This is a genomic window from Dactylosporangium salmoneum, from assembly GCF_039532525.1.
GTDB lineage: Bacteria > Actinomycetota > Actinomycetes > Mycobacteriales > Micromonosporaceae > Dactylosporangium > Dactylosporangium salmoneum.
Map to the genome: position 1 here is coordinate 103,824 of NZ_BAAARV010000019.1, position 26,046 is coordinate 129,869.

27 protein-coding genes are annotated in these 26,046 nt (G+C 70.2%); 16 read left to right on the forward strand and 11 right to left on the reverse strand.

Annotation, left to right across the window (positions count from 1 at the left end):
• The first annotated feature begins 197 nt into the window (after positions 1-197).
• A complete protein-coding gene (locus tag ABD352_RS10875) occupies positions 198-629 on the forward strand; it encodes a DUF7144 family membrane protein (RefSeq protein WP_425553521.1) in 432 nt (143 codons plus the stop codon).
• Between the two features lie 117 nt (positions 630-746).
• Here the strand turns inward: ABD352_RS10875 and ABD352_RS10880 are convergent, their stop codons facing one another.
• Positions 747-4,001, reverse strand: coding sequence for an HAD family hydrolase (locus ABD352_RS10880; protein ID WP_344612152.1), 3,255 nt, complete (start codon positions 3,999-4,001; stop codon positions 747-749).
• A 99-nt stretch (positions 4,002-4,100) separates the two neighbouring features.
• On the opposite strand from ABD352_RS10880, the gene ABD352_RS10885 reads away from it, so the two are divergent.
• Entirely contained in the window at positions 4,101-4,310 is a 210-nt protein-coding gene (locus tag ABD352_RS10885; RefSeq protein WP_344612153.1) for a cation-transporting P-type ATPase, read from the forward strand.
• Between the two features lie 60 nt (positions 4,311-4,370).
• On the opposite strand, the gene ABD352_RS10890 is transcribed toward ABD352_RS10885, so the two are convergent.
• Together ABD352_RS10890 and ABD352_RS10895 are read right to left on the reverse strand one after the other, a co-directional pair.
• A complete protein-coding gene (locus ABD352_RS10890) occupies positions 4,371-6,794 on the reverse strand; it encodes a phosphoketolase family protein (protein ID WP_344612154.1) in 2,424 nt (807 codons plus the stop codon).
• 271 nt (positions 6,795-7,065) lie between these two features.
• Positions 7,066-7,680, reverse strand: a complete 615-nt coding sequence (locus tag ABD352_RS10895) for an HdeD family acid-resistance protein (RefSeq protein ID WP_344612155.1) — start codon at positions 7,678-7,680, stop codon at positions 7,066-7,068.
• 379 nt (positions 7,681-8,059) lie between these two features.
• Between ABD352_RS10895 and ABD352_RS10900 the strand changes: the two genes are divergently transcribed.
• From ABD352_RS10900 to ABD352_RS10910, 4 genes are all read left to right on the forward strand, one after another.
• Positions 8,060-8,566: a DUF1269 domain-containing protein gene (locus tag ABD352_RS10900; protein ID WP_344612156.1), complete on the forward strand. Its 507-nt coding sequence runs from the start codon at positions 8,060-8,062 to the stop codon at positions 8,564-8,566.
• A gap of 188 nt (positions 8,567-8,754) precedes the next feature.
• Positions 8,755-8,847 (forward strand): DUF7144 family membrane protein, encoded by a 93-nt coding sequence (locus tag ABD352_RS57590; RefSeq protein WP_425553522.1) that lies wholly within the window; start codon positions 8,755-8,757, stop codon positions 8,845-8,847.
• 107 nt (positions 8,848-8,954) lie between these two features.
• Entirely contained in the window at positions 8,955-9,647 is a 693-nt protein-coding gene (locus ABD352_RS10905) for a ZIP family metal transporter (protein WP_344612157.1), read from the forward strand.
• Between the two features lie 244 nt (positions 9,648-9,891).
• Entirely contained in the window at positions 9,892-10,305 is a 414-nt protein-coding gene (locus ABD352_RS10910; RefSeq protein ID WP_344612158.1) for an SHOCT domain-containing protein, read from the forward strand.
• A gap of 527 nt (positions 10,306-10,832) precedes the next feature.
• Here ABD352_RS10910 and ABD352_RS10915 read toward each other — a convergent pair.
• Entirely contained in the window at positions 10,833-11,498 is a 666-nt protein-coding gene (locus ABD352_RS10915; RefSeq protein ID WP_344612159.1) for a TetR/AcrR family transcriptional regulator, read from the reverse strand.
• 82 nt (positions 11,499-11,580) lie between these two features.
• Between ABD352_RS10915 and ABD352_RS10920 the strand changes: the two genes are divergently transcribed.
• The gene (locus tag ABD352_RS10920; RefSeq protein ID WP_344612160.1) at positions 11,581-12,714 is read left to right on the forward strand and encodes an FAD-dependent oxidoreductase; all 1,134 of its coding nucleotides are present in this window, start codon (positions 11,581-11,583) and stop codon (positions 12,712-12,714) included.
• Positions 12,715-13,118: 404 nt separating this feature from the next.
• On the opposite strand, the gene ABD352_RS10925 is transcribed toward ABD352_RS10920, so the two are convergent.
• The 6 genes from ABD352_RS10925 to ABD352_RS10950 form a co-directional block, all read right to left on the reverse strand.
• Entirely contained in the window at positions 13,119-13,433 is a 315-nt protein-coding gene (locus tag ABD352_RS10925) for a hypothetical protein (protein ID WP_344612401.1), read from the reverse strand.
• A gap of 52 nt (positions 13,434-13,485) precedes the next feature.
• Entirely contained in the window at positions 13,486-13,896 is a 411-nt protein-coding gene (locus tag ABD352_RS10930; RefSeq protein ID WP_344612161.1) for an arsenate reductase ArsC, read from the reverse strand.
• The gene (locus ABD352_RS10935) at positions 13,896-14,636 is read right to left on the reverse strand and encodes an MIP/aquaporin family protein (RefSeq protein ID WP_344612162.1); all 741 of its coding nucleotides are present in this window, start codon (positions 14,634-14,636) and stop codon (positions 13,896-13,898) included. Before ABD352_RS10935 ends, ABD352_RS10930 begins: the two co-directional genes overlap by 1 nt.
• Before the next feature lie 34 nt (positions 14,637-14,670).
• Complete coding sequence (locus tag ABD352_RS10940; protein ID WP_344612163.1) at positions 14,671-15,333, reverse strand: arsenate reductase ArsC; 663 nt, start codon at positions 15,331-15,333, stop codon at positions 14,671-14,673.
• Between the two features lie 16 nt (positions 15,334-15,349).
• The gene (locus ABD352_RS10945; protein ID WP_344612164.1) at positions 15,350-16,051 is read right to left on the reverse strand and encodes an arsenate reductase/protein-tyrosine-phosphatase family protein; all 702 of its coding nucleotides are present in this window, start codon (positions 16,049-16,051) and stop codon (positions 15,350-15,352) included.
• 232 nt (positions 16,052-16,283) lie between these two features.
• A complete protein-coding gene (locus ABD352_RS10950; protein ID WP_344612165.1) occupies positions 16,284-16,658 on the reverse strand; it encodes an ArsR/SmtB family transcription factor in 375 nt (124 codons plus the stop codon).
• A 315-nt stretch (positions 16,659-16,973) separates the two neighbouring features.
• Here ABD352_RS10950 and ABD352_RS10955 point away from each other — a divergent pair, with 315 nt between their 5' ends.
• The 7 genes from ABD352_RS10955 to ABD352_RS10985 all read left to right on the forward strand — a co-directional run bounded on the left by ABD352_RS10955 (position 16,974) and on the right by ABD352_RS10985 (position 22,933).
• Complete coding sequence (locus ABD352_RS10955; RefSeq protein ID WP_344612166.1) at positions 16,974-17,228, forward strand: hypothetical protein; 255 nt, start codon at positions 16,974-16,976, stop codon at positions 17,226-17,228.
• A complete protein-coding gene (locus ABD352_RS10960; protein ID WP_344612167.1) occupies positions 17,225-18,478 on the forward strand; it encodes a M28 family metallopeptidase in 1,254 nt (417 codons plus the stop codon). Before ABD352_RS10955 ends, ABD352_RS10960 begins: the two co-directional genes overlap by 4 nt.
• Before the next feature lie 27 nt (positions 18,479-18,505).
• On the forward strand, positions 18,506-18,838 hold the full coding sequence (locus ABD352_RS10965; RefSeq protein ID WP_344612168.1) for an ArsR/SmtB family transcription factor: 333 nt from the start codon (positions 18,506-18,508) through the stop codon (positions 18,836-18,838).
• 20 nt (positions 18,839-18,858) lie between these two features.
• Positions 18,859-19,341, forward strand: a complete 483-nt coding sequence (locus tag ABD352_RS10970) for a GNAT family N-acetyltransferase (protein WP_425553526.1) — start codon at positions 18,859-18,861, stop codon at positions 19,339-19,341.
• Between the two features lie 90 nt (positions 19,342-19,431).
• Positions 19,432-20,847 carry an FAD-dependent oxidoreductase gene (locus ABD352_RS10975; RefSeq protein WP_344612170.1) on the forward strand — a complete coding sequence of 472 codons (1,416 nt, stop codon included), beginning with the start codon at positions 19,432-19,434 and terminating at the stop codon, positions 20,845-20,847.
• 8 nt (positions 20,848-20,855) lie between these two features.
• Entirely contained in the window at positions 20,856-22,220 is a 1,365-nt protein-coding gene (locus tag ABD352_RS10980) for an MFS transporter (protein ID WP_344612171.1), read from the forward strand.
• 20 nt (positions 22,221-22,240) lie between these two features.
• Positions 22,241-22,933 carry a hypothetical protein gene (locus tag ABD352_RS10985; protein WP_344612172.1) on the forward strand — a complete coding sequence of 231 codons (693 nt, stop codon included), beginning with the start codon at positions 22,241-22,243 and terminating at the stop codon, positions 22,931-22,933.
• A 47-nt stretch (positions 22,934-22,980) separates the two neighbouring features.
• On the opposite strand, the gene ABD352_RS10990 is transcribed toward ABD352_RS10985, so the two are convergent.
• Entirely contained in the window at positions 22,981-24,012 is a 1,032-nt protein-coding gene (locus tag ABD352_RS10990; RefSeq protein ID WP_344612173.1) for a fatty acid desaturase family protein, read from the reverse strand.
• Positions 24,013-24,121: 109 nt separating this feature from the next.
• Between ABD352_RS10990 and ABD352_RS10995 the strand changes: the two genes are divergently transcribed.
• A complete protein-coding gene (locus tag ABD352_RS10995) occupies positions 24,122-25,429 on the forward strand; it encodes a sensor histidine kinase (protein ID WP_344612174.1) in 1,308 nt (435 codons plus the stop codon).
• Entirely contained in the window at positions 25,381-26,016 is a 636-nt protein-coding gene (locus ABD352_RS11000; RefSeq protein ID WP_344612175.1) for a LuxR C-terminal-related transcriptional regulator, read from the forward strand. Before ABD352_RS10995 ends, ABD352_RS11000 begins: the two co-directional genes overlap by 49 nt.
• Positions 26,017-26,046: the final 30 nt, after the last annotated feature.

Genomic DNA, 26,046 nt, shown 5'->3' on the forward strand with positions numbered 1-26,046 from the left:
TTACTGCGCGGTCCCGTCCAACCTGGATGGAGGTCGTTCCGAAGGGCAGTCCAGAAGGATTGGACGCGCTCTACGGGGGTAGGCCCGGTGCCATCCTTCCCGGGTGGCGTCCCCCATCCGGCGTTGCGGACGCTGACCAGGGTTAAGCGCGGCGTGGCCTGTTGAACGGCGCCCGCTGAGCGGAGGGGGTGCCGAGCATGGCTGAACAAAGGGCACAACAGGAGACGGGGGCTGGCCGGGGGGACTCCTCCCCCAGGTGGGCCAGCGGCTTCACCGTCTTCGCAGGGATAATGATGATCATCGTCGGCGTGTTCCACATGGCCGCGGGCCTGGCCGCGATCGTCGAGAACAAGTTCTTCGTGGTCACGGCGGACTACTTGTACGCGTTCGACGTGACCGGCTGGGGATGGATTCACCTCATCGTGGGCCTCGTGGTACTCCTGGCCGGCTTCGCGGTGTTCTCCGGACGGCTGTGGGCCTTGGCCCTGGGCATCGTCCTAGCCGGACTGAGCGCCATCGCGAACTTCCTGTTCCTTCCCTACTACCCGCTGTGGTCGCTGCTGATCATCGCGCTGGACATATTCGTGATCTGGGCACTGGCCGTACACGGCTGGAAGGTCAAAGCGTGATGGCCGGCCCTGTCGCATCGGCGCCGACGATATTGATCCGCCCTGGTCGGGCACCGTAAGGGCCGTCGCCGCGTCGAGCGCTACCGCGTGACCGGTCCGCAGTGCGGGCAGACCGGTTCACGCGGTGTCCGACGGCGCAGGGCCGGGCGCGGCGTCATGGGTGTGGTAGTCACCCGCGAAGGACACCGGCGACCCGGCGACGGCGGTGAACTCCTTGCCGTAATGTTGCGCGATCACCGGGTCTCCACTTCTCACGGAGTACGTGACGCGGTGCTCTTCGATGTCGACATCGAGCACCGACCCGTGGACGAGGAGCGGGAAGCGCAGGCGTCGGGCCCGGGTGGGAAGCATTGGGGAGAACTCCGGGCCGTGCGGCGAGCGCCAGCGGTATCCGGCGAAACCGTACACGACCGCCATCCAGGTGCCACCGGCCGACGCGACGTGGACGCCGTCGCGGAGATTGCCGGCGGTGTCGGCCATGTCGACCGCGGCGGCGTCGACGAGATACTCCTCGGCGCTGCGGTACTTGCCCACGTCCGCCGCGGCGATCGCCTGGATGCACTCGGACAGTGAGGAGTCCCCCGTGGTGAGTGGATCATAGTAGTCGAAGATCCGTCGCCGCTGGTGCGCGGTGAAGCGGTCGGGTAGCAGCACCGTGGCGAGCACGACGTCGGTCTGCTTGATCACCTGGTGCCGGTAGATGACCAGTGGGTGGTAGTGCAGCAGCAGCGGATAGCGCTCCGGCGGCGTTGCGGCGAAGTCCCACGGCGCCTGGTCGAGGAAGCTGTCATCCTGAAGGTGAACGCCGGCGGCCTCGTCGTACGGCAGGTACATCCGCTCGGCCGCACGTCGCCAGGTGGCCAGTTCCTCGTCGCGCAGGCCGGTGCGTTCGACCAGTCTGCGGAAGTCAGGTGGGGACTGCACTCGTACGCGGTCCACGGCGTCGGCTGCCAGGGTCAGGTTCTCGGCCGCCATGAGGTTGGTGAACAGGTTGTTGTCGACGACCGTGGTGTACTCGTCGGGCCCGGTCACCTTGTGGATGACGAACCTGCCGCCGTGGCGCTGGGAGAAGAAGCCGAGGCCGGCCCACATGCGGGCCGTCTCGACCAGCAGTTCGGCGCCGTGTCTGAACAGCAGGTCGGCGTCGCCGGTGACCTTGACGTACTGGTCGAGGGCATAGGCGATGTCGGCGTCGATGTGGTACTGGGCCGTCCCCGCGGCGTAGTACGCCGACGCCTCTTCGCCGTTGATGGTGCGCCACGGGAACAACGCCCCTGCGCAGCCGACCTCGCCGGCACGGCGGCGGGCCGCGGGCAGCATGCGGATGCGATGCATGAGCAGACTGCGTGCCACGTTCGGTGACGTATGTGTCAGGAACGGCAGCACGTACGCCTCGGTGTCCCAGAAGTAGTGCCCTTCATAGCCGGTGCCGGTCAAACCCTTCGCAGGCACCCCGTGCCCCTCGCTGCGCAGCGACGCCTGCAGGATGCTGAACAGGCTGAATTGCAGCGCCTGCTGGGCGGCGGGTGCTCCCTCCCAGACCACCTCGCTGCGCTGCCAGAACTGTGTGACCACACGCTCGTGGTCGGCGAGCGCGGTCGCGTAGCCGATGTCGCGGGCTCGGTACAACGTCACCCCGGCGCGGTCGGCCAGGTCCGCCGCATCCTCGGCGCCGTAGTGGTAGGCCAGCCACTTGGTGAGCGTGACGGTCTGCCCGGGCCGTGCATCGGCCTCGAAGGCGACGTCGGCGCGGTGGCCGTCGAGCTTGGTACGGACGTGTGTGACGGTCTGCTCGTCGAACTCGTGGTCCATCCCGGCGGCGACCACCAGCCCGCTGCGCGCCGTCCGGTAGGTGCGGATCACCCGGACGTTCTCGACACGTTCGAGGCCGGGCTCCAGGGTCCCTTCGGTGAGTGCCCGGCTCTGCCGCGGGTCGAGTGCCGGTCCCTCTGCCGTCGCACGCGGGGTGAGCAGTTCCGACGAGATCACCAGACGGCCGGGAGCGTCCAGCGCCGTCACCTCGTAGCGAAGGCACGCCATGTGCCGATGGGCCAGGGACGCGAATCTCCTGGTGTCCACCCGGAACCGCCGGCCGTCCGGCAACTGGTAGACCACCGAGCGGTCCAGGACGCCCCGCCGCATGTTGAGGGCGCGGTCGAAGTGCCGGACCTCCGTCGTCTCACACGTCACCGGGTCGTCGTCGATGAACAGCCGGATCGTGGTGCCGTCCGGCACCCGCACGATGGTCTGGCCGGTGGTGGCGAAGCCGTGGGCTTGTTCCGGGTACACGATGGGCCAGGTCTCGTGAAACCCGTTGAGCAAAGTCCCCGGCCGGTACAACGGCTCCCCCTCCTCGAAGGAGGCCCGGATGCCCAGATATCCGTTGGACACCGCGAACAGCGTCTCGGTCTGCTCGACATATCCGGGGTTGTAGGCACGTTCGCGAAGACGCCAGGGATCCGCCGTGCGGTCACCGGTCTCCGCGATGATCCGTTTGGCCGCGGCCAGGAGCCGGTGGCCTCGCGGGCCGGCCCGGTGGACCTCCTCGGTGGACGCGGCCAGCAGTTCGCCGAGGTCGGCGACGACGAGGTCGGCTCCGCGGGCGGCCAGTTCCTCCGCGTGCCCGTCCCGGTCAACGCCCACGACCAGTCCGAACGCGCCGGCCCGGCCGGCCTGCACCCCCGTGACGGTGTCCTCGACGACCACCGCCCGGTCGGGCGGGACACTGAGCCGGCGGGCAGCTTCCAGGAACGCGTCGGGCGCCGGCTCGGCCGCCAGACGAAGGTCCTGTGCCGTCGCACCGTCCACCCGGGTGTCGAACAGATTGGCGATGCCCGCGTACTCCAGGATCGACGCGCAGTTGCGGCTGGTCGACACGACCGCGGTCCGCAGCCCCGCCTCGCGCAGCTCCCTGACCCAGGCGACCGATCCCGGGAATGCCTCGGCACCGGTCCGTTCGAGTTCATCGTCGACCAGCAACTGCTGTCGGTTGCCGAGCCCCCACACCGACTCCGCCCCGGGCCGGGAGTCGGGTGAGCCCTCCGGAAGTTCGATCCCGCGAGAGGCCAGGAAGTCCCGTACACCGTCCTGGCTGGGCTTGCTGTCGACGTACGTGGCGTAGTCGGTCCGCTCGTCGAACCGGGCGGTGTGGGTGCCGTGCTCGGCCTCCCACGCGCCCAGGAAGTCCTCGAACGTGCGCTTCCAGGCCGCTGCCTGCACCGGGCGGGTGGCGGTCAGGACTCCCTCGAGGTCGAGCAGCACCGCGTCGAAGTCGGTGAGGACGACTGAAGACGACATGACGATCTTCCCGCTGCTTTCCGCCCGGCGCGGACTGCCACCTGCACCGGTGATGACCACCTCAATGGTAGGCATGCCGCCGCCCTGGCACGTGCCGGAACGAAGGTGATCGAGCGCATGGCGAAAGCGCGGCGTCGATCGCCGACAAATGGGTAGTCCAGGCACATTCTGCTCATGGCCACGTTGTCGACCACGGGGGCCGAAACCACACTCTTTCACGCGCTGTCGGTCGACGACGCACTCGCCGTGGAGCATGTCGAACCGCTATCCGGCTTGTCGCCCGCCGAGGTATCGTCCCGGCGTGCCACGTACGGCCCGAACCGGCTCGTCGCGGAAGGACCGTTGCGTCACCGTGCCGCGACGACCGGGGCCCTGGCCTCGTAACGAGCGGAAGGGCGAAGCGCTGTCTGAGCGCCACGCTCGTCGGCGCTCAAGTTGCGGGTTTTAGTCGCTCCACACCCAGTCACGGATCTCGGGTTGGTCTTCGAAGTGCTCACGTGCGTACGCATTGGCCTCGGCGATCCGTGCGTCGCACTCGGCCAGCAGTGCGGGTGCGCGGTCGCGCAGCCGCGGCACGTGCCGGATCGCTTCGGCCGCCAGGTGGAACCGGCTCATCTCGTTCATCACGGCCATCTGGAACGGTGTGGTGGTCGTGCCCTGCTCGTTGAAGCCGCGCACGTGGATACGATCGACATCCGGATGCCCGTGCACGATCTCGTGAATCGCCCGCTGGTATCCGTGGAAGGCGAAGATAACGGGCTTGTCCGCAGTGAACAGGTCGACGAACTGGGCCTCGGTCATGCCGTGCGGGTGGTGCCTGGCCGGGAAGAGCCGCATCAGGTCCACCACGTTCACGACCCGCACGCCCAGATCCGGTACGAACTGACGGAGGTACCACGCCGCCGCGACCGTCTCCATGGTGGGGATGTCACCCGCCGAGCCGAGCACCACGTCCGGCTCCCGGCCGTCGTCGGTGCTGGCCCGATGCCAGATCGACGCGCCATCCGCGCAATGCGCGATCGCCGTTTCCATGTCCAGGAACTGCAGCTGTGGCTGTTTGTCGATCACGATCAGGTTCACGTAGTCGCGGCTGCGCAGGCAGTGATCGGCGACCGAGAGCAGGCAGTTGGCGTCGGGCGGCAGGTAGATGCGGGTCACGGTGCCCCGCTTGGACAGCATCACGTCGATCAAGCCGGGACCCTGGTGGCTGAAGCCGTTGTGGTCGTTGCGCCAACACGTCGAGGTGAGCAGGATGTTCAGCGAGGCGACCGGCGCCCGCCACGGGAGATTTCTCGCCTCCTGCAACCACTTGGTGTGCTGCACCGTCATCGACGCCGAGACCATCGCGAACGCTTCGTAGGTGGCGAAAAGCCCATGCCGGCCGGTCAGCGTGTAACCCTCCAGCCAGCCTTCGCACAGATGCTCGCTCAGCACCTCCATGACGCGACCGTCCGCCGACAGGTGATCGTCGACGTCCAGATTGGGGCCGACGAAGCAGCGGTTCTCCACCTCGAAGACGTTGCCGAGCCGGTTGGACTTCGTCTCGTCCGGGCAGAACAACCGGAAGTTCGCCGACTTGGCGTTGCGGACGAACACATCGCGCAACAGCTTGCCCAGCTGCCGGGTCGACTCCTGCCGTACCACGGCCGGCCGATCGACGTCGACCGCGTAGTCGCGGAAATCCGGGATGTCCAGATCGACCAGCACCGTGCCGCCGTTCGCACTCGGGTTGGCGCTCATCCGGCGATCACCCCGCGGCGCGAGGGCGGCGAGGTCGGGCATGAACCTGCCGTCGGCGTCGAACAGCGTCTCCGGCTCGTAGGAGCGCATCCAGGATTCCAACAGCGCCAGATGCTCCGCGTTCGTCCGGATGTCCGCCATCGGCACCTGGTGCGACCGGAAGGTACCCTCCGCGGGTTGCCCGTCCACCTCCTTCGGGCCCGTCCAGCCCTTGGGCGTGCGCAACACGATGGCCGGCCAGCGTGGTCGTCCGACCAGGCCGCCGGCCCGGGCGTCCTGCTGGATGCCGCGGATGCGTTCGTAGCACCAGTCGAGCGTCGCCGCGAACGCTTGGTGCACGTGCGGCGGATCGTCGCCTTCGACGAAATGGGCGTCGTAGCCGTTGCCCTGAAGGAACGCCGCGATGTCGTCGTCGCTGTCGCGGGCAATCACGGCGGGGCCGCTGATCTTGTACCCGTTGAGGTGCAGGATCGGCAGCACCGCACCGTCGCGGGCCGGATTGAGGAAGGCGGTACTCCGCCAGGCTCCGGCCAGCGGCCCCGACTCCGCCTCGCCGTCGCCGACCACCGCGGCGACGATCAGGTCCGGCGCGTCGAAGGCCGCGCCGAAGGCGTGGGACAACACGTAGCCCAGTTCACCTCCCTCGTGAATCGAGCCCGGGGTCTGCACGCTGACGTGGCTGGGGATGCCGCCCGGGGTCGAGAAGCGACGGCACAACAGCCGCAGGCCCGCCGCGTCCTGCGTCACCTCCGGGTAGACCTCCGAGTAGGTACCTTCGAGGTACGCATTGCCGACCAGTGCGGGTCCGCCGTGGCCCGGGCCGGCCAGGTAGATGACGTTGGTATCGCGCTCCCTGATCAGCCGGTTCAGGTGTACGTAGATCAAGCTGAGACCGGGCGACGTGCCCCAGTGGCCGAGCAGTCGAGGCTTGATGTGCTGCGGTCGCAACGGCTCGCGCAGCAGCGGATTCCCGCGTAAGTAGATCTGCGCGACGGTCAGGAAGTTGGCGGCCTGCCAGTACCGCTGCATCTGGTCGAGCAATGTCGCCGAGAGCGGCCCGACCGCTGCGGCTTCACGCTCCTCGGTGGTACGAACCGCGCTGGAAACCTGCACATCGAACTTGAGCATGACCGCCTACTTCCTCCGCGACCGGCGGCGGCGCGAGGAACGTCCGTACCCACATCACGTTAGCGCGCGAGCCCATCCAGCCAGCCCGGAGCCAAGCACGGCCCCGTGCATGATCGCACCCGGTCGGGACAGCGCGACAACGGAACGATTACTCGCGCACTACACAGATTTTCCGCCCCATCCCCCGCAGACGGTACCTGCGACGGAGGGCATACCTCCGCCGTTCACCCTGAGGATGAGCACGCATTTCGCAAGGGTCAGCAGCCGGAGCTCAGCCGCTCTGAGTGGGTCGGTGGCGTTGCTGCAGCGCGAAGGTGATCTCGCCGGTGCCGAGGATCAGCGCGGTAATGCCGGTGAGCAGCACTACGCCGCGAGGCGTGATGTCGGGCCAGGTGAGGAACAGCAGCCCGACGACGACTGAGGCCACGCCCAGCACAAGCAGCCACACCCGAGTGCTGCCTTTGGAGAACAGACCGAACAGGAACTCAGCGAAGCCGCTCAGCATCCACGCCAGGCCGAGGAGCACCGCCAGCGCAATGACGCCCGTCACGATGTTACGGATACACGCGACGCCACCGAGGATGAGGACGAGGCCGAGGGCACCGGACAGCAGTTGATCGGCCATGCCGTGGACACCGTGGTCACGCCGGAACGCGCGGACGATGCGGAGCACTCCGGTCGCGATCAACCAAATGCCGGCCAGGATGCCCAGCAGCCGCAAGGTAGCAGCTGGCCACACAAGCACCGCGACGCCGAACAGGACGGTGATCAGTCCGAGTGCGAGGATGTGCCAGACCGACACGGCCGCGCCGTGCGGATCCGTCGCACGGGCCGGACTTCCAGCCGCATGGTGCGGATCGCCGTGATGGCCCGGAACCGCGGTCATGGTCCACCCCCAGCTGCAGCCAGCATCTCGCAAACCACGGTTCTCCCCGCACCGTGAGGCGCCCTCATCCAGCGCGGGTGGCCGCCTGAGGCCGGGTGGACGGCCGATACAACGATCGTCACTCCTTCCGAGCGAGGCGGTTCGACGACGAAGTGATGACCGTTGCAGCTAGGCGGTCACGCCCGCACGGACAGCGGGTCCGCGCCTACGTCAGAGACAAACGGGCGGCGGAGGAACCGGCGAGGAGCTCACCAAACTCGCCGAACTACACCGGCACGGCGTCATCAGTGGCACCGAGTTCGAACGAGGCAGACCCAAAATCCTCAGCTGATCGGCACCGAAGGACGTGCCGTCAACCGGCGATCTGAGAGGACGCATCATGAGCGATCTGATTGCGATCGGATACCGCGACCTGGACACGGCAAACGCCGCCCGGGAGAAGATCATCGACCTGCAGCGGCAGGGACTCATCACCGTGCGCGACGCCGCTGTGGTGGACGTTGGTCCCGACGGCAAGATCCGGCTGCATCAGGGGGCAAGCGCGACCGCTGTCGGAGCTGCCGGTGGGGCCTTGTGGGGTGGCCTCATCGGGCTGCTGTTCTTCGCGCCCTTCCTCGGCATGGCAGTTGGAGCGGGCGCCGGCGCGCTGGCTGGAAAGGCCACCGACGTCGGGGTGGACGACAAGTTCATGAAAGACGTCGGCGCGGCGATGCAGCCCGGCACTGCGGCACTGTTCCTGCTCGTCGACCAGGTTACCGTGGACAAGGTCGTGGCGGAGATGGCGCCGTACCAGTTCGGCGGCAAACTGCTACGCAGTTCTCTGAGCATGGAGGCGGAGCAGCGCCTGCGCGACGCCATCCAGGCCTTGCATCTGACACCCGCGTAATGAACGAACGCATGTATCGGTAGCCGGGTGAACGGCGGACCGCCGACGACCGTGACGGGTGCGGTGCCCCTCACCGCCGTCGACGGTCCTCTCATCCGCTGGGTCTCGGTCGAGGAGCGGCGGCGCCCTGCATCCGACGTTGTGGGCGCCGATCGGGCTCCGCGCGGCGCGACCTGTTGAACGGCGCCGTGAGCGCCCCGCTCTGGTCGCTACTGATCATCGCGCTGGACGGGTTCGTGATCTGGGCGCTCGCCGCGCACGGACGGAAGGTCCCGGCGTGATAGCCGGCACCGCAGACAGATCACCGTCGACCACCACGTCCCCGTGGACGCGCGTCTTGGGTCACACACTTCCGACTGGTCAAAAATCCGGCTTTTAGACTGATTCTATGATCGGGGCTGGGGCGTGGGCAATGCTCGCGGCCGCGTCGTTGCTGATCGGAGCCGTTGTCGCACTGACGGCCAGGGTGCCGCCGCAGGTCGTGGGCGACGTCATGGGATTCGGCGCCGGGGCACTGGTGGCCGCGCTGGCCTATGAACTCATACCCACTGGCCGCGTCGCCGACTGGCTGATCTGGGTCAGCTTCGGCATCGGCGCCCTGGTCTTCTACGGCCTGGACAGCGTGCTGGAACGTCGATCGGCGACCGGGGCCGGAGCGGGCCTGTCGATCGCCCTCGGAGCACTGCTCGACGGTGTCCCGGAGTCCATCGTTCTCGGTGTCGGCGTGGCCGTCGGCGGGACCGTCAGTATCGGCTTCCTCATGGCCGTGTTCATATCGAACGTGCCCGAGAGTCTCTCGGCGACCGCGGACCTGCGCAGGACCCACTCCGCTGCCTGGATCTGTCGACTCTGGGCGGCCATCGTCGTCTGCTCCGGGCTGGCCGCCGCCCTCGGCTACGCCCTCGCGTCGCACCTTTCCAACGTGGACGGACGCTACGTGCAGGCGCTCGCCGCCGGCTCTGTGCTGACTATGCTCGCGGACTCGATGATGCCCGAGGCCTTCAGCCGGGGCGGTCGCCGGATCGCGCTGCTTACGGCGCTGGGATTCGCGATCGCCGCCTTCCTCACGACGCTGGACTGAACGCTCCCGGCGACGACGGCTGGCGGCAACTTCGCGTGCAATTCCGCGTGGCGCGGCCTCCGTGCCGTGGATCGAGGGTGACGGTGACGGCGGCAGGTGGCGTCGAGCAGAGGGCTTGCCCCGTTTCATCTTCTGAGAAGGATGACTTACGGCTACCGGCGGTCGACACTCAATCCGTCAGGATCTGCCGGGCCGGCACGCTTGGCCCCGATGTTTGCGGGGTTGCGCAGCCGGGAGGAAGGTGATGACCGTGTCGTTCGGCGACATATTGCTGTACACGGTGTGGTTCATGCTGGTGTTCGCGTGGATCTGGCTGATGATCAGCATTCTGAACGACCTCTTCCGTGATCCGGCCTTGAACGGCTGGGGCAAGGCCGCGTGGACGGTGTTCCTCATCGTCTTTCCGTGGCTCGGCGCCCTGGTCTACCTCGTCGCGCGGGGGCGGTCGATGAACGAACGCGCCGCGGTGCGTGCAGAGCGCCAGAATGCCCAGATCCGCGAATACGTCCGCGACGTTGCTGGAGCGCCGAGCACGGCCGACGAGCTCGCCAAGCTCGCCGATTTGCAACAGCGCGGCGTCCTGAGCCGACCGGAGTACGACCGCGCCAAGGCCTCGGTGCTGGCGTCGAACGGGGCTGACGCGCGCGCACGCGGCTGATGCCGCCCCTGAAGCCCGTCTGAGCGTTTGCTGTCACTCCTGGTCACGGTGATCGTCGCGGCGACGCTGCAGCTGGCACCTCCGTGCACAGGTCGTCTCGCCTGACAGAGAGGGGACCAACCGCCCAAGCGGTGCCTGCCCAAACTGCAACGCAGAAACGATTGTCGCCGGCTCTCTTGCCGAACGTCGTCCGTGAAGCCCTCGACCGGTCGAACCGTCACCGCCTCTTCCGCCCGACATCGCCGCACCAATGACGCACCGCGGAGCGCGTCGCCCCGGCGAGCTTCACGACCTGCGCCGCGCGGTAGAGCGATGTCTGGACGGTCTGGGCTGCGGTGATCGTTCACCGCCACTTGCCAGCGCCCATCTCCGCGCTGATCGCGAGGTGCGATGCGGGCCGGGCGATGGCGCTCGGCAATCCGGCGCAGCTCATCGGACTGGTCTTCTTCGGATCATGACTGGCCGCGACCTGGCCTTGCTCGATATCGGATCCCTGGCACACGACTTCGTCCGCGACCTCGCGGCGGCTACCTGACGGCCGCGATGCCAGCCAGGAAGATGTCGACACCGGCAAGAAACTGCTGACGGTCGTCGTGCTCGTTCAGCAGCGAGGCCGCCTCCTGCACGATCGGGTCGGGGTCGTGCCGCACCCACTGCGCCGCCAGGCTTTCCAGGTAAGACTTCCGGTCCTTGGCATTGGACGCTCGCCGACTTCCGGCAGCGTGCTGCGCTGCCGCGCCGAGAACGTAATTGACCAGTGCCGACCCGGCGTCTGATCGAGCCGGTCCGGTGACGCCGAGGCGCTGAAGCTGCAGCCCGACGCCCTTCCAGATGCGCAGAACGGCGGGTTGCAAAGCTTCGCGGGAGAGCTGGCCGCCAACCCATGGGTGTGCGTCGATCACGTCGAAGATCCCAAGAGCCAGGCCGCGGATCGCCCGCTTCGGGTCCTCGTCTCCCTCGGTTCCCGCCACCGCCCGCCCGATGATGCTGTCGGCGGCCGCGGCGAGCAGCTCGTCCTTGTCGGCGACGTGGTGATAGATCGCACCCCGGCCGGTCGACAGATGGGCCGTCAGCGCCCGGACCGTCAAGCCGGCCTCTCCGGCCGTGTCGAGCACTTCGACGGTCGCCTCGACGATGCGTTCTCGCGACAGCGCATCGCTGCGTCTTGGGTTTCGCTGCGCGGAACTGCTCATGGGCTCAATCTTGACACAGTTTGGACCGGCGGTCCAAACTCCGCGTTGGACCACCGGTCCAAACTTCTTTGAAGGGACTCTCATGACCACACCAGTCACGGTCGTCGGCGCCGGCCTCGGCGGCCTCACGCTCGCCCGCGTCCTGCACCGGCACGGCATCCCGGTCACCGTCTACGACGCGGACGCCTCCGCCGACGCCCGCACCCAGGGCGGCCAGCTCGACCTGCACGAGCACAACGGCCAACTCGCCCTGCAAATGGCCGGGCTCACGAGCAAGTACCGCGAGATCATCCACCGGGGCGGCGGCGCGCAGCGGGTCCTCGACCAACACGGCACCGTACTCGCCGACGTTCCCGACGACGGCTCGATGACCCGCCCCGAAGCGCTGCGCGGGGACATCCGGCGCATCCTGCTGGAGTCCCTGCCCGCCGACACCGTTCAGTGGGGCAAGAAGCTCGTCTCCACCACGCCCCTCGACAAGGGCCGGCACGAACTCACCTTCGCCGACCGCTCGACGGCCACCACCGACATCCTCGTCGGCGCCGAGGGCACCTGGTCCAAGGTGCGAGCGCTGCTGTCGGACGAAAAGCCGACGTACGCGGGCATGAGCTATATCGACACCTACCTGCACGACGTCGACGAACACCACCCCGCCGCCGCCAAAGCGGTCGGCAACGGCGCCATGTACGCCCTCATCCCCGGCAAGGGATTCCTCGCCCACCGGGAAGCGGGAAACACCATCCACACGTACGTCATCCTGAACCACCCGATCGAATGGTTCGCCGACATCGACTTTATCGACCCCGATGCCACGAAGCGGATCGTCGCCGAATTCGAGGGATGGGCACCCGAACTCACCGGCCTCATCACCGACGCCGACGCCCCACCGATCCTGCGCAGGATCTACCAGCTCCCCGACGAGCACCGGTGGACCCGCGTGCCGGGCGTGACGCTCCTTGGCGACGCCGCCCACGTCACCGTCCCGGGCGGCGAGGGTGCCAACATCGCCATGCTCGACGGAGCCGAACTCGGCGAAGCCATCGCCGCGAACCCTGGCGACATCGAGGGCGCTATCACGGCGTACGAGGACGTGATGTTCCGCCGCGCCCACGCCGAAGCCGTCGCGGCGCACGAGACCATCGACCTGATCTTCGGCGACGGCGCGCCGCACGGACTCGTCAGCCTGTTCAACGGCACCGACGAGCAATCCGACTAAGGTCCTTGGCCACGTCCCGTTGCCACCGTCATGACGAATCGGTTTCCTGGACGCCGGCCGTCGACACCCGACCGTAGAACGCGAATTGCAACCCGCCGACCACATCGGGCCGCCGACGACGCGGCCGCCCGGCCGACTCTGCTTGGCTCATCCAGTGGGTCAGCAGATCAGGTTCGTCATGTTCTGGAAGGACGGCCACCAGCGCTCCGATCGCCGGATAGGACGATCGCCACAACTCATTGATGCCTGACCATGAGGCAGTGTGACGGACAACCTCTGCGACGCGGGTGGGCAGCGACGATAGGCCGCGACCGCGATGTCCGCCATGACGGCCGCGCCTCCGCGCGAGCTAGCCGACGGGCATCATCGCGTCGCGGAGCCGGTTGCTGACGCGCTGCGAGGTATCAGGTTGCCGGGTCGGCGACGGTTCGGTACCAGGCGGTGGCGGCGGCCTGGACCGCGTCCCACGGGCTGCCAAGGGGCGGGGTGTTGGAGAGGTCGAGGTCGATGATGTCGGCGACGGAGGCGCCGTGGCTGATGGCGGTGGCGTAGATGTCGATGCGTTCGGCGATCTCGGCGCCACGGTGGCCGAGGACTTGCGCGCCGAGGAGCCGGCCGGTGGTGCGGTCGCCGGTGATGCGGATACGGACGGGGGTGGCGCCGGGGTAGTACGCCTTGTGGTCGTCGCCGTCGTGGCAACGGTGACGGAAGGCAGGCAGGGACCGCCGCCGGGGAGGACCTGGCCCGGCGGCGGAGCGCGTGGACGGGTCGTCAGCCGGTGGTGACGGGCAGCTCGGTGATGAGTTGCTCGACCCGGCGGCGGATCTCGTCGCGGATCGGACGGACGGCCTCGATGCCCTGGCCGGCGGGGTCGTCGAGTTGCCAGTCGAGGTAGCGCTTGCCGGGGAAGACGGGGCAGACGTCGCCGCAGCCCATGGTGATGAGCACGTCGGAGGACTCGGCGGTGTCCCAGTCGAGCTTGCGCGGCGTGTTGGCGGTGATGTCGATGCCGACCTCGCGCATCGCCTCCACGGCGACCGGGTTGATCTGGTCCGCGGGTTCGGAGCCTGCGGAACGGACTTCGACGGTGTCGCCGGCGAGGTGGCGCAGCCAGCCGGCGGCCATCTGGGAGCGGCCGGCGTTGTGCACGCACACGAACAGGACGGCGGGTCTGGTGCCCATCAGTGGTGCTCCTCGAGCTGGCTGGGTTCGGATCGGTGGACGATGACGTCACCGGCGGCGCTGCCGACGGACGGATAGAGCGCGAGCAGGAGCCCGACGCCGACGGCGAGGCCGGCGATCTGGGCGACGATGAACCCGGGCACCGAGGACGGCGCGATCCCGGCGAACGTGTCGGTGAACGCGCGGCCGATCGTCACGGCAGGGTTCGCGAACGACGTCGACGAGGTGAACCAGTACGCGGCGCCGATGTACGCGCCGACCGCCGCCGGGGCCACGGCCGCGCGGCCGGATCGGGCCAGGGCGAAGATGAGCAGCAGCAGGCCGGCGGTGGCGACGACCTCGCCGAGCCACAGGTCGGATCCGGTGCGGTGCTTGTCCGAGAAGTCGACCGCGGGCAGCTTGAACATCAGGTCCGCCAGCACGGCCCCGGCGATCGCTCCGGCGGTCTGGGCGACGACGTAGCCACCGAGGTCCCGGGCGGGCAGCCCGGTGCCGGTGCGGCGGCCGAGGAACCAGTCCGCGGCCGAGACGACGGGGTTGAAGTGGGCGCCGGAGACCGGGCCGAAGGTGAGGATGAGCGCGCCGAGGGCGAAGGCGGTGGCGACGGAGTTCTCGAGCAGCTGCAGTCCGATGTCGTCGCTGAGCCGGGTGGCCATGATGCCGGAGCCGACAACGGCGGTGACCAGCATGGCGGTGCCGGCGAACTCGGCGAGGAGTCGCCGCCACAGGGTGGGGTTCACGAGCGTGGAAGTCCTGTCTCGGGGGTCGGGTGGGTCAGTTGGCAGCTATGGCGAGCTGATCGAGGAGTAGCCGGACGCGGCGTTCGAGCTCGTCGCGGATCGGGCGGATGGCGGTGACGTCGAGGCCGGCGGGGTCGTCGACGTTCCAGTTCTCGTAGCGGGTGCCGGGGAAGACCGGGCAGGCGTCGCCGCAGCCCATGGTGACCACGACGGTGGCGGCGCGGACGATCTCGTCGGTCCACGGCTTCGGGTACTCGTCGGTGATGTCGATGCCGCGTTCGGCCATCACCGTGACCGCGGCCGGGTTGATCTCCCGGCCGGGTTCGGACCCGCCGGACCAGGCCACCGCGTGGTCGCCGGCGAGGTGGGTGAAGAACCCGAGCGCCATCTGGGAGCGGCCGGCGTTGTGCGTGCACAGGAACAGCACGACGGGCTTGCCGTCGTGGTGGTGGCCTTCGACGCGGGCGAGGGCGTGCAGCCGCTGCCGGGCGAAGCGTTCGGCGAGCAGCGGCAGGAAGTTCGGCACGCTGGACAGCGATGCGAACTGCTCGTAGCTGGTGTGCAGGAACCGTTCGATGGTCTCGGCGCCGTAGGTGCCGTCGAACTCCCGCGCCAGCCGCTGGGCCGCGGTGCGCAGCGCGAGCTGCTGGTCGACGGAGAGATCGGGGTGGTAGAAGCGCGCGAGTGCGTCGGTCATGGCGAGGCTCCAGAACCTACTCGGGCCGGCGGCGAGCGGGGGTGACCGCGGGCGCCAGGCGGGTGATCCGGTCGGCGAGGTCGGTGTAGGCGGCCTCGAACGCGGCGTCGGTGTCGACCCGGACCGGGTCCGGCACCGACCAGTGCAGCCGCGGATGCACGGGCGCGTCCGGGCCGGCGAGGTCCTCGTGGGCGTTGTCGCAGACCGCGATGACGAGGTCGCCGTCGTGGACGACGTCGGCGACGTATGCGGTGCCGGTCGGGTTGAGGGCGAGGCCGTGCCGGTGCGCGACCTTCACCGCCCGCGGATGCACCCGCTGCGCCGGGTGGGTACCGGCCGAGGCGACCGCACCGCCGACCCGGTCGCGCCACAGCGCGGCGGCCAGTTGCGATCGCGCTGAGTTGTGTGTACATACGAACACCACCCGCTGGGCGGCGCCGAGGGCGGGCGGGGCGAGGGAGGCGAGGACCTCGGGAACAAGGCGCAGGTACGTACGGCGGCGATCGCCCTCGGACCGGGTCCGGGTGACGAGGCCGGCGTCCTGCAGCACTTTGACGTGGTGCGCGACGAGGTTCGTCGGCAGGCCCAGCTGCTGGCCGACCTCGCCCGGGGAGGCGTCGCCCAGCACGAGCGTGTCGACGATGGCGAGGCGGGCGGGTTCGCCGAGCGCGGCGTGCACCCGGGCCCGCACCTGCAAGGATGAAAGCTCGGCGTTCATTGACTCAATATTGATTGAGTGATTGTCGGGTTGTCAAGGCAGCCTGGGCGCGGCAGGCCCCGGCGGATGGTGACGGAAAATCGCCGGTCGGCCACGCTCCGGTGATCATGTGATGGAGTCGCCGCACCGCCGACGGTGCGGCCCACCGGCTGCCCCCTGCCGATGCCCGGCCGCTGACCTTTCACGGTCAGGCGGCCGGCGGTCAGGCGGCCGGCGGTCAGGCGGCCGGCGGTCAGGCGGCCGGCTCCGCGACCGAAAGCAGCGCGGCCAGCTGGCGCAGCACTCCCACCCGGGCGCGGTAGTACACCCACGTGCCGCGCCGGTCCGCGTCGACCAGGCCGGCCTCGCGCAGGGTGCGCAGGTGGTGCGAGATGGTCGGCCCAGACAGGTCGAACGCCGGGGTGAGGTCGCAGACGCAGATCTCGCCGTCCTCGGCGGAGGCGATCATCGACATGAGCTGCAGCCGGACCGGATCGCCGAGCGCCTTGAACGCCGGGGCGAGAACCGTGGCGGTCTCCGCGGGCAGGCGCTGCTGCGCGAGCGGGGTGCAGCACGGCTCACCAGCGTTGAGGTCGGTGAGCGTGAGCACCGGCGGCTGTTTCGACATATCTCTAGGTTGACAGATCTCAAATCAGCGTGCAACTGTTGATTAGACGGACGTCGAGACAGTCTCGGCGCCGTGATCTGGAGGTCGTCATGTTCCGCACGCTGCGCCGTGCCCGACTCCGGGCCGGGGTCCGGTTCTGTGACGGCTGCGCTTCGGTTTCCACGCCGGACCAGCGGGTCGTTGCCCGGATCGAGCGCACCCGCACTCATCTCGCGGCGCTCGCCGGTCCCCGGTGACCAATCTTGCCCCGGCCCGGCTGCGGCCGAAGTTGATTGACCTCGACAAGCCACGCCCAACCACCTGAAAGGACCGACTATGAGCGAGACCACCAGCACCGCCGCGACCGGGTCGACCGGCGGGTTCACCGGCGACCCGGCCGCTGCGCTGACCGTCGCCGGGACGGGCGGCTGCTGCGGCAACCCGCCTGCCGCCACGCTCACCCTGCCCGAGCCGGCCGCTGCCGGCGCGCCGTGCTGCGGTACCTCGGCCGAGGCGACCGCGGAGGGCACCTGCTGCGGCAGTGCGGCGAAGGCCGACGCGGTCGCCGCCGGACAGGGCTGCTGCGGATGAGCACCCCGGTCCGACCGGCGGCCGCCGCGCTCGTCGCCGACCGGCTCCGGGTGGCACTGGAGCAGGTGTCAGGCGAGCGGATGGCCGCCACTGTCGCGACGCTCGCCGGGGTGGCGTTCACGGGGCGGCGGGTCGGCAGCGCCGGCGGGGCCGCCGCCCGCGCCTGGCTTGGCCAGCACCTCGCCGACGTAGGCGCCGAAGTGACCCTGGAGTCCTTCACGGTGCTGCACGTCCCCGAGGTCTACACCGCGCCGAGCGTGCACTGGTCCGATGGCACCGCCGAAATGCGGCTGGAGTACGGCCGCCAGATGGCCGTGCACCTGGCAGCCGGGGACGAGCCGCTGATCCGCCGCGGGGCACTCGGGGTCGCCGGGACCGGTGACCCGGTTGGTCGATGGCTGGCCGTGCCGGACGGGATGACGCTGTTCGACGCCTACGGCCACGCGCACGGCGCGCTCGGCCTGCTGCTGGGCCGCGGGGTCGACGCGGACGGTTGGCACTACACGATGCTCGCCGGGCCCAACCCGGGGCCGCTGCCGATCCTCACCCTCGACACCGCCACCCACGCCGCCGTCCTGCACGCCGCGAGCAGAGGCACCGGCACGTTCGCCGGGAACACGCCGATCCGGCGGCTCGACCTGCCCGCCGCGAACGTGCACGGTCGCTGGCGCCCCGCCACGGACGGGCCGGAAGTACTGCTGACCGCGCACTACGACGGCGTCGGCGACCACCCCGGCCTGCGCCAGCCCGCCGCGGCGGACAACGGGAGCGGCGTCGCCGTCGTCCTCGAAGCCGGGCGGGTCCTCGCCGCGCTCCTGCCGGACACGGTGGGGCTGGCGGTGGCATTGCTGGACGGCGAGGAGGCCGGCGCGCTCGGCTCCGCCCACCACGCCGCCCAGCTGCGCGCCGCCGGCGCGACTCCGCTCGTCATCAACGTCGACGGCGCCGGCCACCTCCACCAGGCGGCCGCCGTCGAGGCCGGCGGGGCGGCACACGGCCTGCTCGCCGCGCTCGACCAGGCCGGTCGGCACACCGGCCTGCCCTTGGTCGCCGGACCGGTCGCCTCGGACAACCGCCGCTACGCCGCCGCGGGTCTGCCCTCGGTCGGGATCGGCGCCGGGATGGCCGGCTACCACAGCCCGGCCGACACCCCGGACCGCGTCGAGACGGCCACCCTGACCGCGGTCGCCCGGCTCGTCGTCGCGACCGGGTTGCTCGTCACGGCCGACCCGGGTACCGTTTCATCGTAGATCGGCGATAAACGATGAAGTTGGTGGATGGTGACCGAGCTGCTCGACCGGGCGGTCGCGGAGACGTACGCGTCGTGGTTCCGGGCCCTCGCCGATCCGTCGCGGGTGCAGATCGTGGAGTACCTGGCGCGGCAGGGCCGGCCGATGAGCGTCGGCGAACTGGTCACGGCGGTGGGGCTGGCGCAGTCGACGGTGTCACAGCATCTGAAGGTCCTCACCGAGGTCCGGTTCGTCCTCGTCGAGCCCGTCGGCACGGCGCGGCACTACCGGATCAACGAGGCGTGCATCGGCTGCTTCCCGTCCGCCGCCGACGTCGTCATGGGCCGCCCGGCCCCGACCCCGACCGGAGACTGTGCGTGAACGTCGTGACGATCCGCCCGATGCTCGACGGCGACGCGGCCCGGGTGCTGGCGATCTACCAGGCCGGGATGGACGGCGGCAACGCCAGCTTCGAGCACGCGGCCCCGGACTGGGCGGCGTTCGATGCGGCGAAGCTGCCCGAGCACCGCCTCGTCGCCGTCGACGAGGCCGGGACGGTACTCGGCTGGGTGGCCGTATCACGGGTCTCGGCGCGCGCGGTGTACGCAGGCGTGGTCGAACACTCCGTCTACGTCGACCCAGCCGCACAGGGCAGCGGCGTCGGGCGGGCGCTGCTCGACGCGCTCATCGCCTCTACGGAGGCCGCCGGCATCTGGACCATCCAGTCCGGCGTCTTCCCGGAGAACACTGCCAGCCTCGCCCTGCACCACGCCGCCGGGTTCCGCACCGTCGGCGTCCGCGAACGCGTCGGCCGCCACGCCAGCCGGGGCAACCGATGGCGCGACGTGGTCTTCATCGAACGCCGCAGCACGCACATCAGCTAGCACCACCTCACCCCGCGACCATCCGCGATGCGGGCGCAGTCCGCTCTGCTGATTCGACATTTCTCAAAACAATCGAAGGGATCTTCTGATATGACCAGCCAGCTCGACGGCCTGCCGGTCGTCGTCATCGGTGCCGGGCCGGTCGGCCTCGCCGCGGCCGCGCACCTCGCCGAGCGCGGCATCGCGTTCACCGTCCTCGAGGCCGGCGACCGGCCCGCCGCCGCCGTCCGGGAGTGGGGCCACGTCCGGCTGTTCTCGCCGTGGCGGTACAACATCGACGCCGCCGCACGGCGGCTGCTGGTCGGCGCCGGGTGGGTCGAGCCCGACCCCGAGGTACTTCCGACCGGGGCACAGCTCGCCGACGACTACCTGCAGGCCCTCGCCGACGCGCCCGCCCTGAAGCCGCACATCCGCTACGGCGCCCGGGTCCGCGCCGTCACCCGCCTCGGCGTCGACCGGCTGCGCACCGCCGGCCGCGACGCCGCACCGTTCCTCGTGCGGCTCGACGGCGACGACGTCCCGGCCCGGGCGGTGATCGACGCGTCCGGCACCTGGACGACGCCGAACGTCCTCGGTGCCTCTGGTATCCCCGCCCGCGGCGAGGAGGCCGTCGCCGGGTTCATCGAGCAGGCGCTGCCCGATGTGCTCGGTGCCGATCGTGACCGGTTCGCCGGCCGGCGGACGCTCGTCGTCGGGGCCGGCCACTCGGCCGCGAACACGCTGTTGTTCTTGGCCGAACTCGCCGGCCAGGCACCCGAGACCTCGGTGGTGTGGGCAATCCGCTCTTCCAGCGCGGCCCGCACCTACGGCGGAGAGACCGCCGACGCGCTGCCCGCCCGCGGCGCGATCGGCACCCGGCTGCGCGAACACGTCGAGGCCGGCACCATCGAGCTCATCCCGGGCTTCTCCGTCCAGGCGCTCACCGTCACCGCCGACGGCTTGGTGACCGCCTCGGACGGCAGCCGGGAGATCACCGCGGACCGCATTGTGTCGGCGACCGGCTTCCGGCCCGACCACGGCATGACCGGTGAGCTGCGCCTGGACCTGGACCCGATCCTCGGCGCCGCGCGCGCCCTGGCGCCGCTGATCGACCCGAACGAGCACTCGTGCGGCACCGTCCCGCCGCACGGCGTCGACGAGCTCACCCACCCCGAGGCGGGCTACTACGCCGTTGGCGTCAAGTCCTACGGGCGGGCGCCGACGTTCCTGCTCGCCACCGGCTACGAACAGGCCCGCTCCGTCGTCGCCGCCCTCGCCGGCGACTGGGAAGCCGCCCGCGACGTCCACCTCGACCTGCCCGAGACCGGCGTCTGCAGCAGCGACGTCCCCCTCGACTCCGCCGCGATCACCGGCGGCGGCTGCTGCGGCCCCACGCCCGTTGCCACCCCGGCCGGGCGCGGCCTGGCCACCGGGGTCAGCGGCGGGCTGCTCGCCACACCGCTGACCCTGCTCCCGGTCGTCGGTCCGGGCGGGCAGCAGCAGTCCGGCGACGCCTGCTGCGGCTGACCACCCGGATGGACACCACGGCGCCGGCGGCCGCGACCCCGAAGGTTCGCGGCCGCCGGCCGGTCTTGCACGGGTGGCGGATCGTCGCCGCGTTCGCCGTCACCCAGACCGTCGGGTACGGCTGCCTCTACTACGCCTTCGCCGTCCTGCTGCACCCCATGGCCGCGGACCTGCACACCAGCCCGGCGGCGGTCACCGGCGCGCTCACCACCGCGATCCTCGCCTGGGCCGCCGCCGCGATCCCCATCGGACGGTGGCTGGACCGGCACGGCGGCCGCGGCCTCATGACCACCGGATCCCTCGCCGGCGCGCTGCTGCTCGTGGCGTGGTCCCGGATCGAGGCGGTCTGGCAGCTCTACGCCGTATTCGCCGCGCTCGGCGTGGCGATGGCCATGGCCCTCTACGACGCCGCGACCGCGGTCATCGTCTCCTGGTTCGACACGGATCGGCGGCCCCGCGCGATCCTGGCGATGATCGTCGTGGCCGGATTCGCTTCCACCATCTTCATGCCCCTCACCGGCCTCCTCGAGCACCGTTACGGGTGGCGCACGACGCTGCTCGGCCTCGCCGCGCTGTACGCGGTGGTCGCGGTGCCGCTGCACGCCATCGTCGTGCGAGCGCCGGCGACCAGGCACGGCGGCCCACCGCGCACGAGCGCCGCGGAGCGGGCCGCGGCGGTCCGGGCTGCCCACCGCGACGGCCGGTTCTGGTGCCTGGCCATCGCGTTCGTCGCGCACGGCGCGGCAATGAGCGTGATGACCGTCCACCTCGTCGGGTTCCTGATCAGCCGCGGTCACCCGGCCACCTTCGCCGCCACCGTCGCCGGGCTGCTCGGCGTGCTGTCTGTGACCGGGCGGCTGCTGCTCACCAGCGCCCGCCGCCGGTGGTCGCTGCCGACCATGGTCGCCGCGGCGTTCACCACGCAGGCCATCGCCGCAGGCGCCCTGCCGCTGCTGGCTGACAGCCGGGCCGGCGCGGTCGCCGGCGTCGTCGCCTTCGGGGTCGGGTTCGGCGTCGCGTCCCTGGCTTCGCCCGCGCTGCTCGCCGACCGGTACGGCACCGCCGCCTACGCCACCATCGCCGGCACCCTCAACACCCCCGTCACCCTCGCCAAGGCCGCCGCCCCGCTCGCCGGCGCCGCGCTCACGACCGTCACCGGGTACGCGGGCACGCTCTCGGCCGTCGGCGTCGCCTGCGCCCTCGCCGCGATCGGCATCCTCGCCCGCGCCACCACGCCCGCCCCCAGCACCACCAGACCCACGGTCAGCTCCATCAATACATTCAAATGCGTTGCCGATCCCGGGCCCGTTCCTGTTACCGTGCCCCCGTCGACCGCTGCGGCGCGGTGGACCAACGGGAGAGTCGTTGACTAGGAGTGTCGAGGTCGTCATCGATGGATTTGTCGCAATATCCTGACGTGGTGGTGGCGGGCGGGCTCGGGCCTGCGTTGCAGGGCCGGGCCCGCGGCCTGTCGCTCGACATCGGTCGGGTCGTCGTGCCGGACGGGCCGACCGCCTTCTGCAACGCGTGGCTGCCGGTCGACCGGGGCTGGGTGTCGTGCAGCCTCGGGGTCGGCCGGCGGGCGTTCGTCGTCACCGCCGCATGCGCCTCGCACGCCTGGGCGACCGGGGCGACCGGCGACCTCACCGACGTCGTCACCGCCGTCGCCGCGTGGCGTGGCGGTGTGACCCTGCGGGACCTCGTCACCCGGTTCGGGTTCCTGGAGGCCGAGCCGCTCGCCCAGGCGTACGAGGACGGCAACCCGGCGCAGGCGGCCTGGGCCAGCACCCTGGACCTGGCCACGTGGGGCCCGGTGACGCCGCCGATGCGGCTGCTGGAGGCCGTCCACGCCGATGAGGTGCTCGGCCGGCTCCGGCCGAGCACCTCATCGCACCGCCGGGCCGTGACCTGCTGGCTCGACGCGTACGACCCGTCGGCCGGGAAGGTTCGGATCGCGCAGGAGGGCGCCGCGTTCGAGGTCTGCGCCAGCTGGGACGACGAGCGGGTCCACTCGGCCGCGACCCTCGCCGAGGCCGTCGCCCTCGGCTCCGCGCTCGCCGCCGCGTCACCCCGGCTGCGCATCTGACGCGGAACTTTGACCGGTCGCCGTCGCGGTGCTGGTTGCCGGTCAGATCAGCGGGTTGCGTGTTCCGCGCGGGCCGGTGCTCCGACCTCGTGCAGGTATTGCAGGGCCTGCCGGTAGGAGGTGACGAGGCTGGTTTGTTCGTACGGGACGCCGATGTCTTCGCAGTACGCCTGGACGATGGGTTGCGCCCGGCGCAGGTTGGGTGACGGCATGCCGGGGAACAGGTGGTGCTCGATCTGGTAGTTGAGGCCGCCGAGCGCTGCGTCGGTCAGCCAGCCGCCGCGGACGTTGCGGGAGGTGAGCACCTGCTTGCGCAGGAAGTCCTCGTCGCCGGACGGGTGCGGCATGCCCTTGTGGTTCGGCGCGAACGTCATGCCCAGGTACACGCCGAACATTGCCTGATGCACGACGAGGAAGGCGACGGCCTGCAGCGGGGACAGGACGATCAGCAGCGCCGCCAGGTAGCACACGGCGTGCAGGACGAGCAGCGCGCTCTCCAGGCCGCGGCGCTTCGTCACGCCGTTGCGCAGTGCCTTGACGCTGGAAACCTTCAGGTCGATGGCGAGCAGCGTGAGGAGCGGGAAGAACAGGGCAGCCTGGTGCCGGGTGATGAAGCCGGCCAGTCCGCGCCGGCCGGCGGCCGATTCGGTCGCCCAGATGAGGACCTCGGGGGCGACGTCCGGGTCGAGGTCGTCGTGGTTGGGGTTGTTGTGGTGGCGGGTGTGCTTGTCCATCCACCAGCCGTAGCTCATGCCGATGCCGACGTTGCCGGCCAGCAGCCCGGCGAACTCGCTGGGCCGCCGGGTACGGAACACCTGGCGGTGCGCCAGGTCATGGGCTACGAGTGCGACCTGGGCGAAGGTGACGGCGAGGAAGACTGCGGTCACCAGTTGCCACCACGACGAGCCGATCAGCACGAACGCGGTCCACCCGCCGAGCAGCATGAGCGCGACGACGCTCAGCCGGGCAGCGTAGTAGGCGGGCCGGCGTTCCATCAGCCCTTCTGCGTTGATCCGGCGGGCCAGGACGGCGAAGTCACTACCCGCCGGCGCTCGCGGCGGTGTCGTCGTGATCGTCATGCCCTCAGTACACCGGCCGATGGGCGGCCCGTCAGGAGCGCCAGGTTCCCCGCCTTGGGGGTGCTAGCACCACCGCTCAGCCACGAACCCGGCTGGCACAATGTGCACCGTGGGCGTGACCGGAGCAGGCGGGCTGACGGCCCGATGGGCCGGCCGCGGTACTCGCGGCGTCCTGTCCGGCCTGGCGGCCGTGGGACTGGCTTTCACCAACCTGCCGCTGCTGGTCGTTTCCGTTGTGGCGCTGGCGCTCAGCCCAGTGCCGTTCCTGGGCCTGGCGCTTGTCCCGTGGACGATGAGTCTGGTCCGGATGCGCGCCGACCTGGAGCGTCGGCGGGCCTCGAGGACCGGCGTGCTCGTGACGCGCCCGTACCATCCAGAGCCGGAGCGGGCCGCGCCCGGTGGCTGGCAGCGCTTCCGGTGGACAGTGACGGACCCGGCCACATGGCGCGACATCGCATGGCTCGCGCCGGGCGCGGTCGTTGGTTGCGGGCTCGGGGTGATCGCCGTTCTCCTGCCGCTCTACGGGATCGCCGGTCTGACGTTGACACCGCTGTGGATCTGGCTCGGCACCGGGTGGTACGGCTACGGCGCGATCTGGTCCGTCGAGTCACCCGGCGCGGGCCTGCTCTGCGTGCCGCAAGGCGCGTTCTTCCTGGCCGCCGGCCTGTCGCTGGCGCCCTGGCTGCGTCGCGTCGATGCCCATTTCGCCCACCTGTTCCTCGCACCGACAAAGACGGCCGAACTCCGGCTACGCGTCACGCAGCTGACGGTGACGCGGGCGGACACGGTGGATGCTCAGGCGGCGGAGCTACGCCGCATCGAACGGGACCTGCACGACGGCGTCCAGGCCCGCCTGGTCTCGCTGAGCATGGTGATCGGCTTGGCCGACGAACTGCTCGACCGCAACCCGGCCGGCGCTCGCAAGCTGCTCGCAGAGGCCCGCGAATCCAGTGGTGCGGCACTGGTCGAGCTGCGGCATCTTGTCCGCGGCATCCATCCGCCCGTGTTGGCCGAGCGGGGGCTCAGCGGGGCCGTCCGCGCGCTGGCGATCGGCCTGCCCGTGGAGATCTCGGTCGAGGTCGACCTGCCGGGCCGGCCCGACACGCCGGTCGAGTCCGCGGCGTACTTCGCCATCGCCGAGACGCTGACCAACCTGGTCCGGCACAGCCACGCCCACCGCGGATCGGTGACCCTGCGCCACACGAGCGGGGTCCTGACCATCGTGGTCACTGACGACGGCAACGGAGGCGCCGACCCCACGGCCGGCTCCGGACTGCGCGGCATCGAGCGCCGCCTTGCCGCGTTCGACGGCACCATGGCGTTGTCGAGTCCGCCGTCAGGGCCCACCGTCATCACCATGGAGTTGCCGTGCGCGTTGTCATTGCCGAAGACCACGCCCTCCTCCGGGACGGGCTGACCCGGCTGCTGCAGGCGTTCGACTTCGACGTCGTCGCATCCATCGACAACGGGCCGGCCCTGCTGCCCGCCCTCATCAAACACGAGCCCGACGTCGCGGTCATCGACGTGCGACTGCCGCCGACCTTCACCGACGAGGGACTGCAGGCCGCGATCGCGGCCCGTACCCGCATTCCCGGGCTGCCGATGCTGATGCTCTCCCAACACGTGGAGCCGCTCTACGCGCGCGAGCTGCTCGCCACCCCGCACGGCGGTGTCGGCTATCTGCTCAAGGACCGGGTGTCCCACATCGGCGAGTTCGTCGACGCCGTGCACCGCGTGGCCGGTGGTGGCACGGCCATGGATCCGGAGGTGATCTCCCAGCTGCTCGCCCGTCGCGAGCCCTTGGCGGTGCTCACCGCCCGGGAGCGCGAGGTGCTCGGCGAAATGGCCGAAGGTCGTTCCAACTCCGCGATCGCGGCCAAGCTCGGCATCACCGAGAAGGCCGTCAGCAAACACATCAACAGCATCCTCAACAAACTCGATCTGCCACCCTCCGACGACGACAACCGCCGGGTCCGCGCCGTCCTCGCCTACCTCAACGCCTGAGGCGCGTACGGTCGGCGAGCCGGCAAGCGC

Coding starts and splice junctions, on each gene's coding strand:
- ABD352_RS10990 (WP_344612173.1), bottom strand. CDS start 24,012: ATGACGATCACGACGACACCGCCGCGAGCGCCGGCGGGTAGTGACTTC.
- ABD352_RS10910 (WP_344612158.1), top strand. CDS start 9,892: ATGACCGTGTCGTTCGGCGACATATTGCTGTACACGGTGTGGTTCATG.
- ABD352_RS10950 (WP_344612165.1), bottom strand. CDS start 16,658: ATGTCGAAACAGCCGCCGGTGCTCACGCTCACCGACCTCAACGCTGGT.
- ABD352_RS10955 (WP_344612166.1), top strand. CDS start 16,974: ATGAGCGAGACCACCAGCACCGCCGCGACCGGGTCGACCGGCGGGTTC.
- ABD352_RS10930 (WP_344612161.1), bottom strand. CDS start 13,896: ATGGGCACCAGACCCGCCGTCCTGTTCGTGTGCGTGCACAACGCCGGC.
- ABD352_RS10940 (WP_344612163.1), bottom strand. CDS start 15,333: ATGACCGACGCACTCGCGCGCTTCTACCACCCCGATCTCTCCGTCGAC.
- ABD352_RS10890 (WP_344612154.1), bottom strand. CDS start 6,794: ATGCTCAAGTTCGATGTGCAGGTTTCCAGCGCGGTTCGTACCACCGAG.
- ABD352_RS10905 (WP_344612157.1), top strand. CDS start 8,955: ATGATCGGGGCTGGGGCGTGGGCAATGCTCGCGGCCGCGTCGTTGCTG.
- ABD352_RS10985 (WP_344612172.1), top strand. CDS start 22,241: ATGGATTTGTCGCAATATCCTGACGTGGTGGTGGCGGGCGGGCTCGGG.
- ABD352_RS10915 (WP_344612159.1), bottom strand. CDS start 11,498: ATGAGCAGTTCCGCGCAGCGAAACCCAAGACGCAGCGATGCGCTGTCG.
- ABD352_RS10960 (WP_344612167.1), top strand. CDS start 17,225: ATGAGCACCCCGGTCCGACCGGCGGCCGCCGCGCTCGTCGCCGACCGG.
- ABD352_RS10980 (WP_344612171.1), top strand. CDS start 20,856: ATGGACACCACGGCGCCGGCGGCCGCGACCCCGAAGGTTCGCGGCCGC.
- ABD352_RS10875 (WP_425553521.1), top strand. CDS start 198: ATGGCTGAACAAAGGGCACAACAGGAGACGGGGGCTGGCCGGGGGGAC.
- ABD352_RS10945 (WP_344612164.1), bottom strand. CDS start 16,051: ATGAACGCCGAGCTTTCATCCTTGCAGGTGCGGGCCCGGGTGCACGCC.
- ABD352_RS10920 (WP_344612160.1), top strand. CDS start 11,581: ATGACCACACCAGTCACGGTCGTCGGCGCCGGCCTCGGCGGCCTCACG.
- ABD352_RS10895 (WP_344612155.1), bottom strand. CDS start 7,680: ATGACCGCGGTTCCGGGCCATCACGGCGATCCGCACCATGCGGCTGGA.
- ABD352_RS10885 (WP_344612153.1), top strand. CDS start 4,101: ATGGCCACGTTGTCGACCACGGGGGCCGAAACCACACTCTTTCACGCG.
- ABD352_RS10965 (WP_344612168.1), top strand. CDS start 18,506: ATGGTGACCGAGCTGCTCGACCGGGCGGTCGCGGAGACGTACGCGTCG.
- ABD352_RS10900 (WP_344612156.1), top strand. CDS start 8,060: ATGAGCGATCTGATTGCGATCGGATACCGCGACCTGGACACGGCAAAC.
- ABD352_RS10970 (WP_425553526.1), top strand. CDS start 18,859: ATGCTCGACGGCGACGCGGCCCGGGTGCTGGCGATCTACCAGGCCGGG.
- ABD352_RS10975 (WP_344612170.1), top strand. CDS start 19,432: ATGACCAGCCAGCTCGACGGCCTGCCGGTCGTCGTCATCGGTGCCGGG.
- ABD352_RS10880 (WP_344612152.1), bottom strand. CDS start 4,001: ATGCCTACCATTGAGGTGGTCATCACCGGTGCAGGTGGCAGTCCGCGC.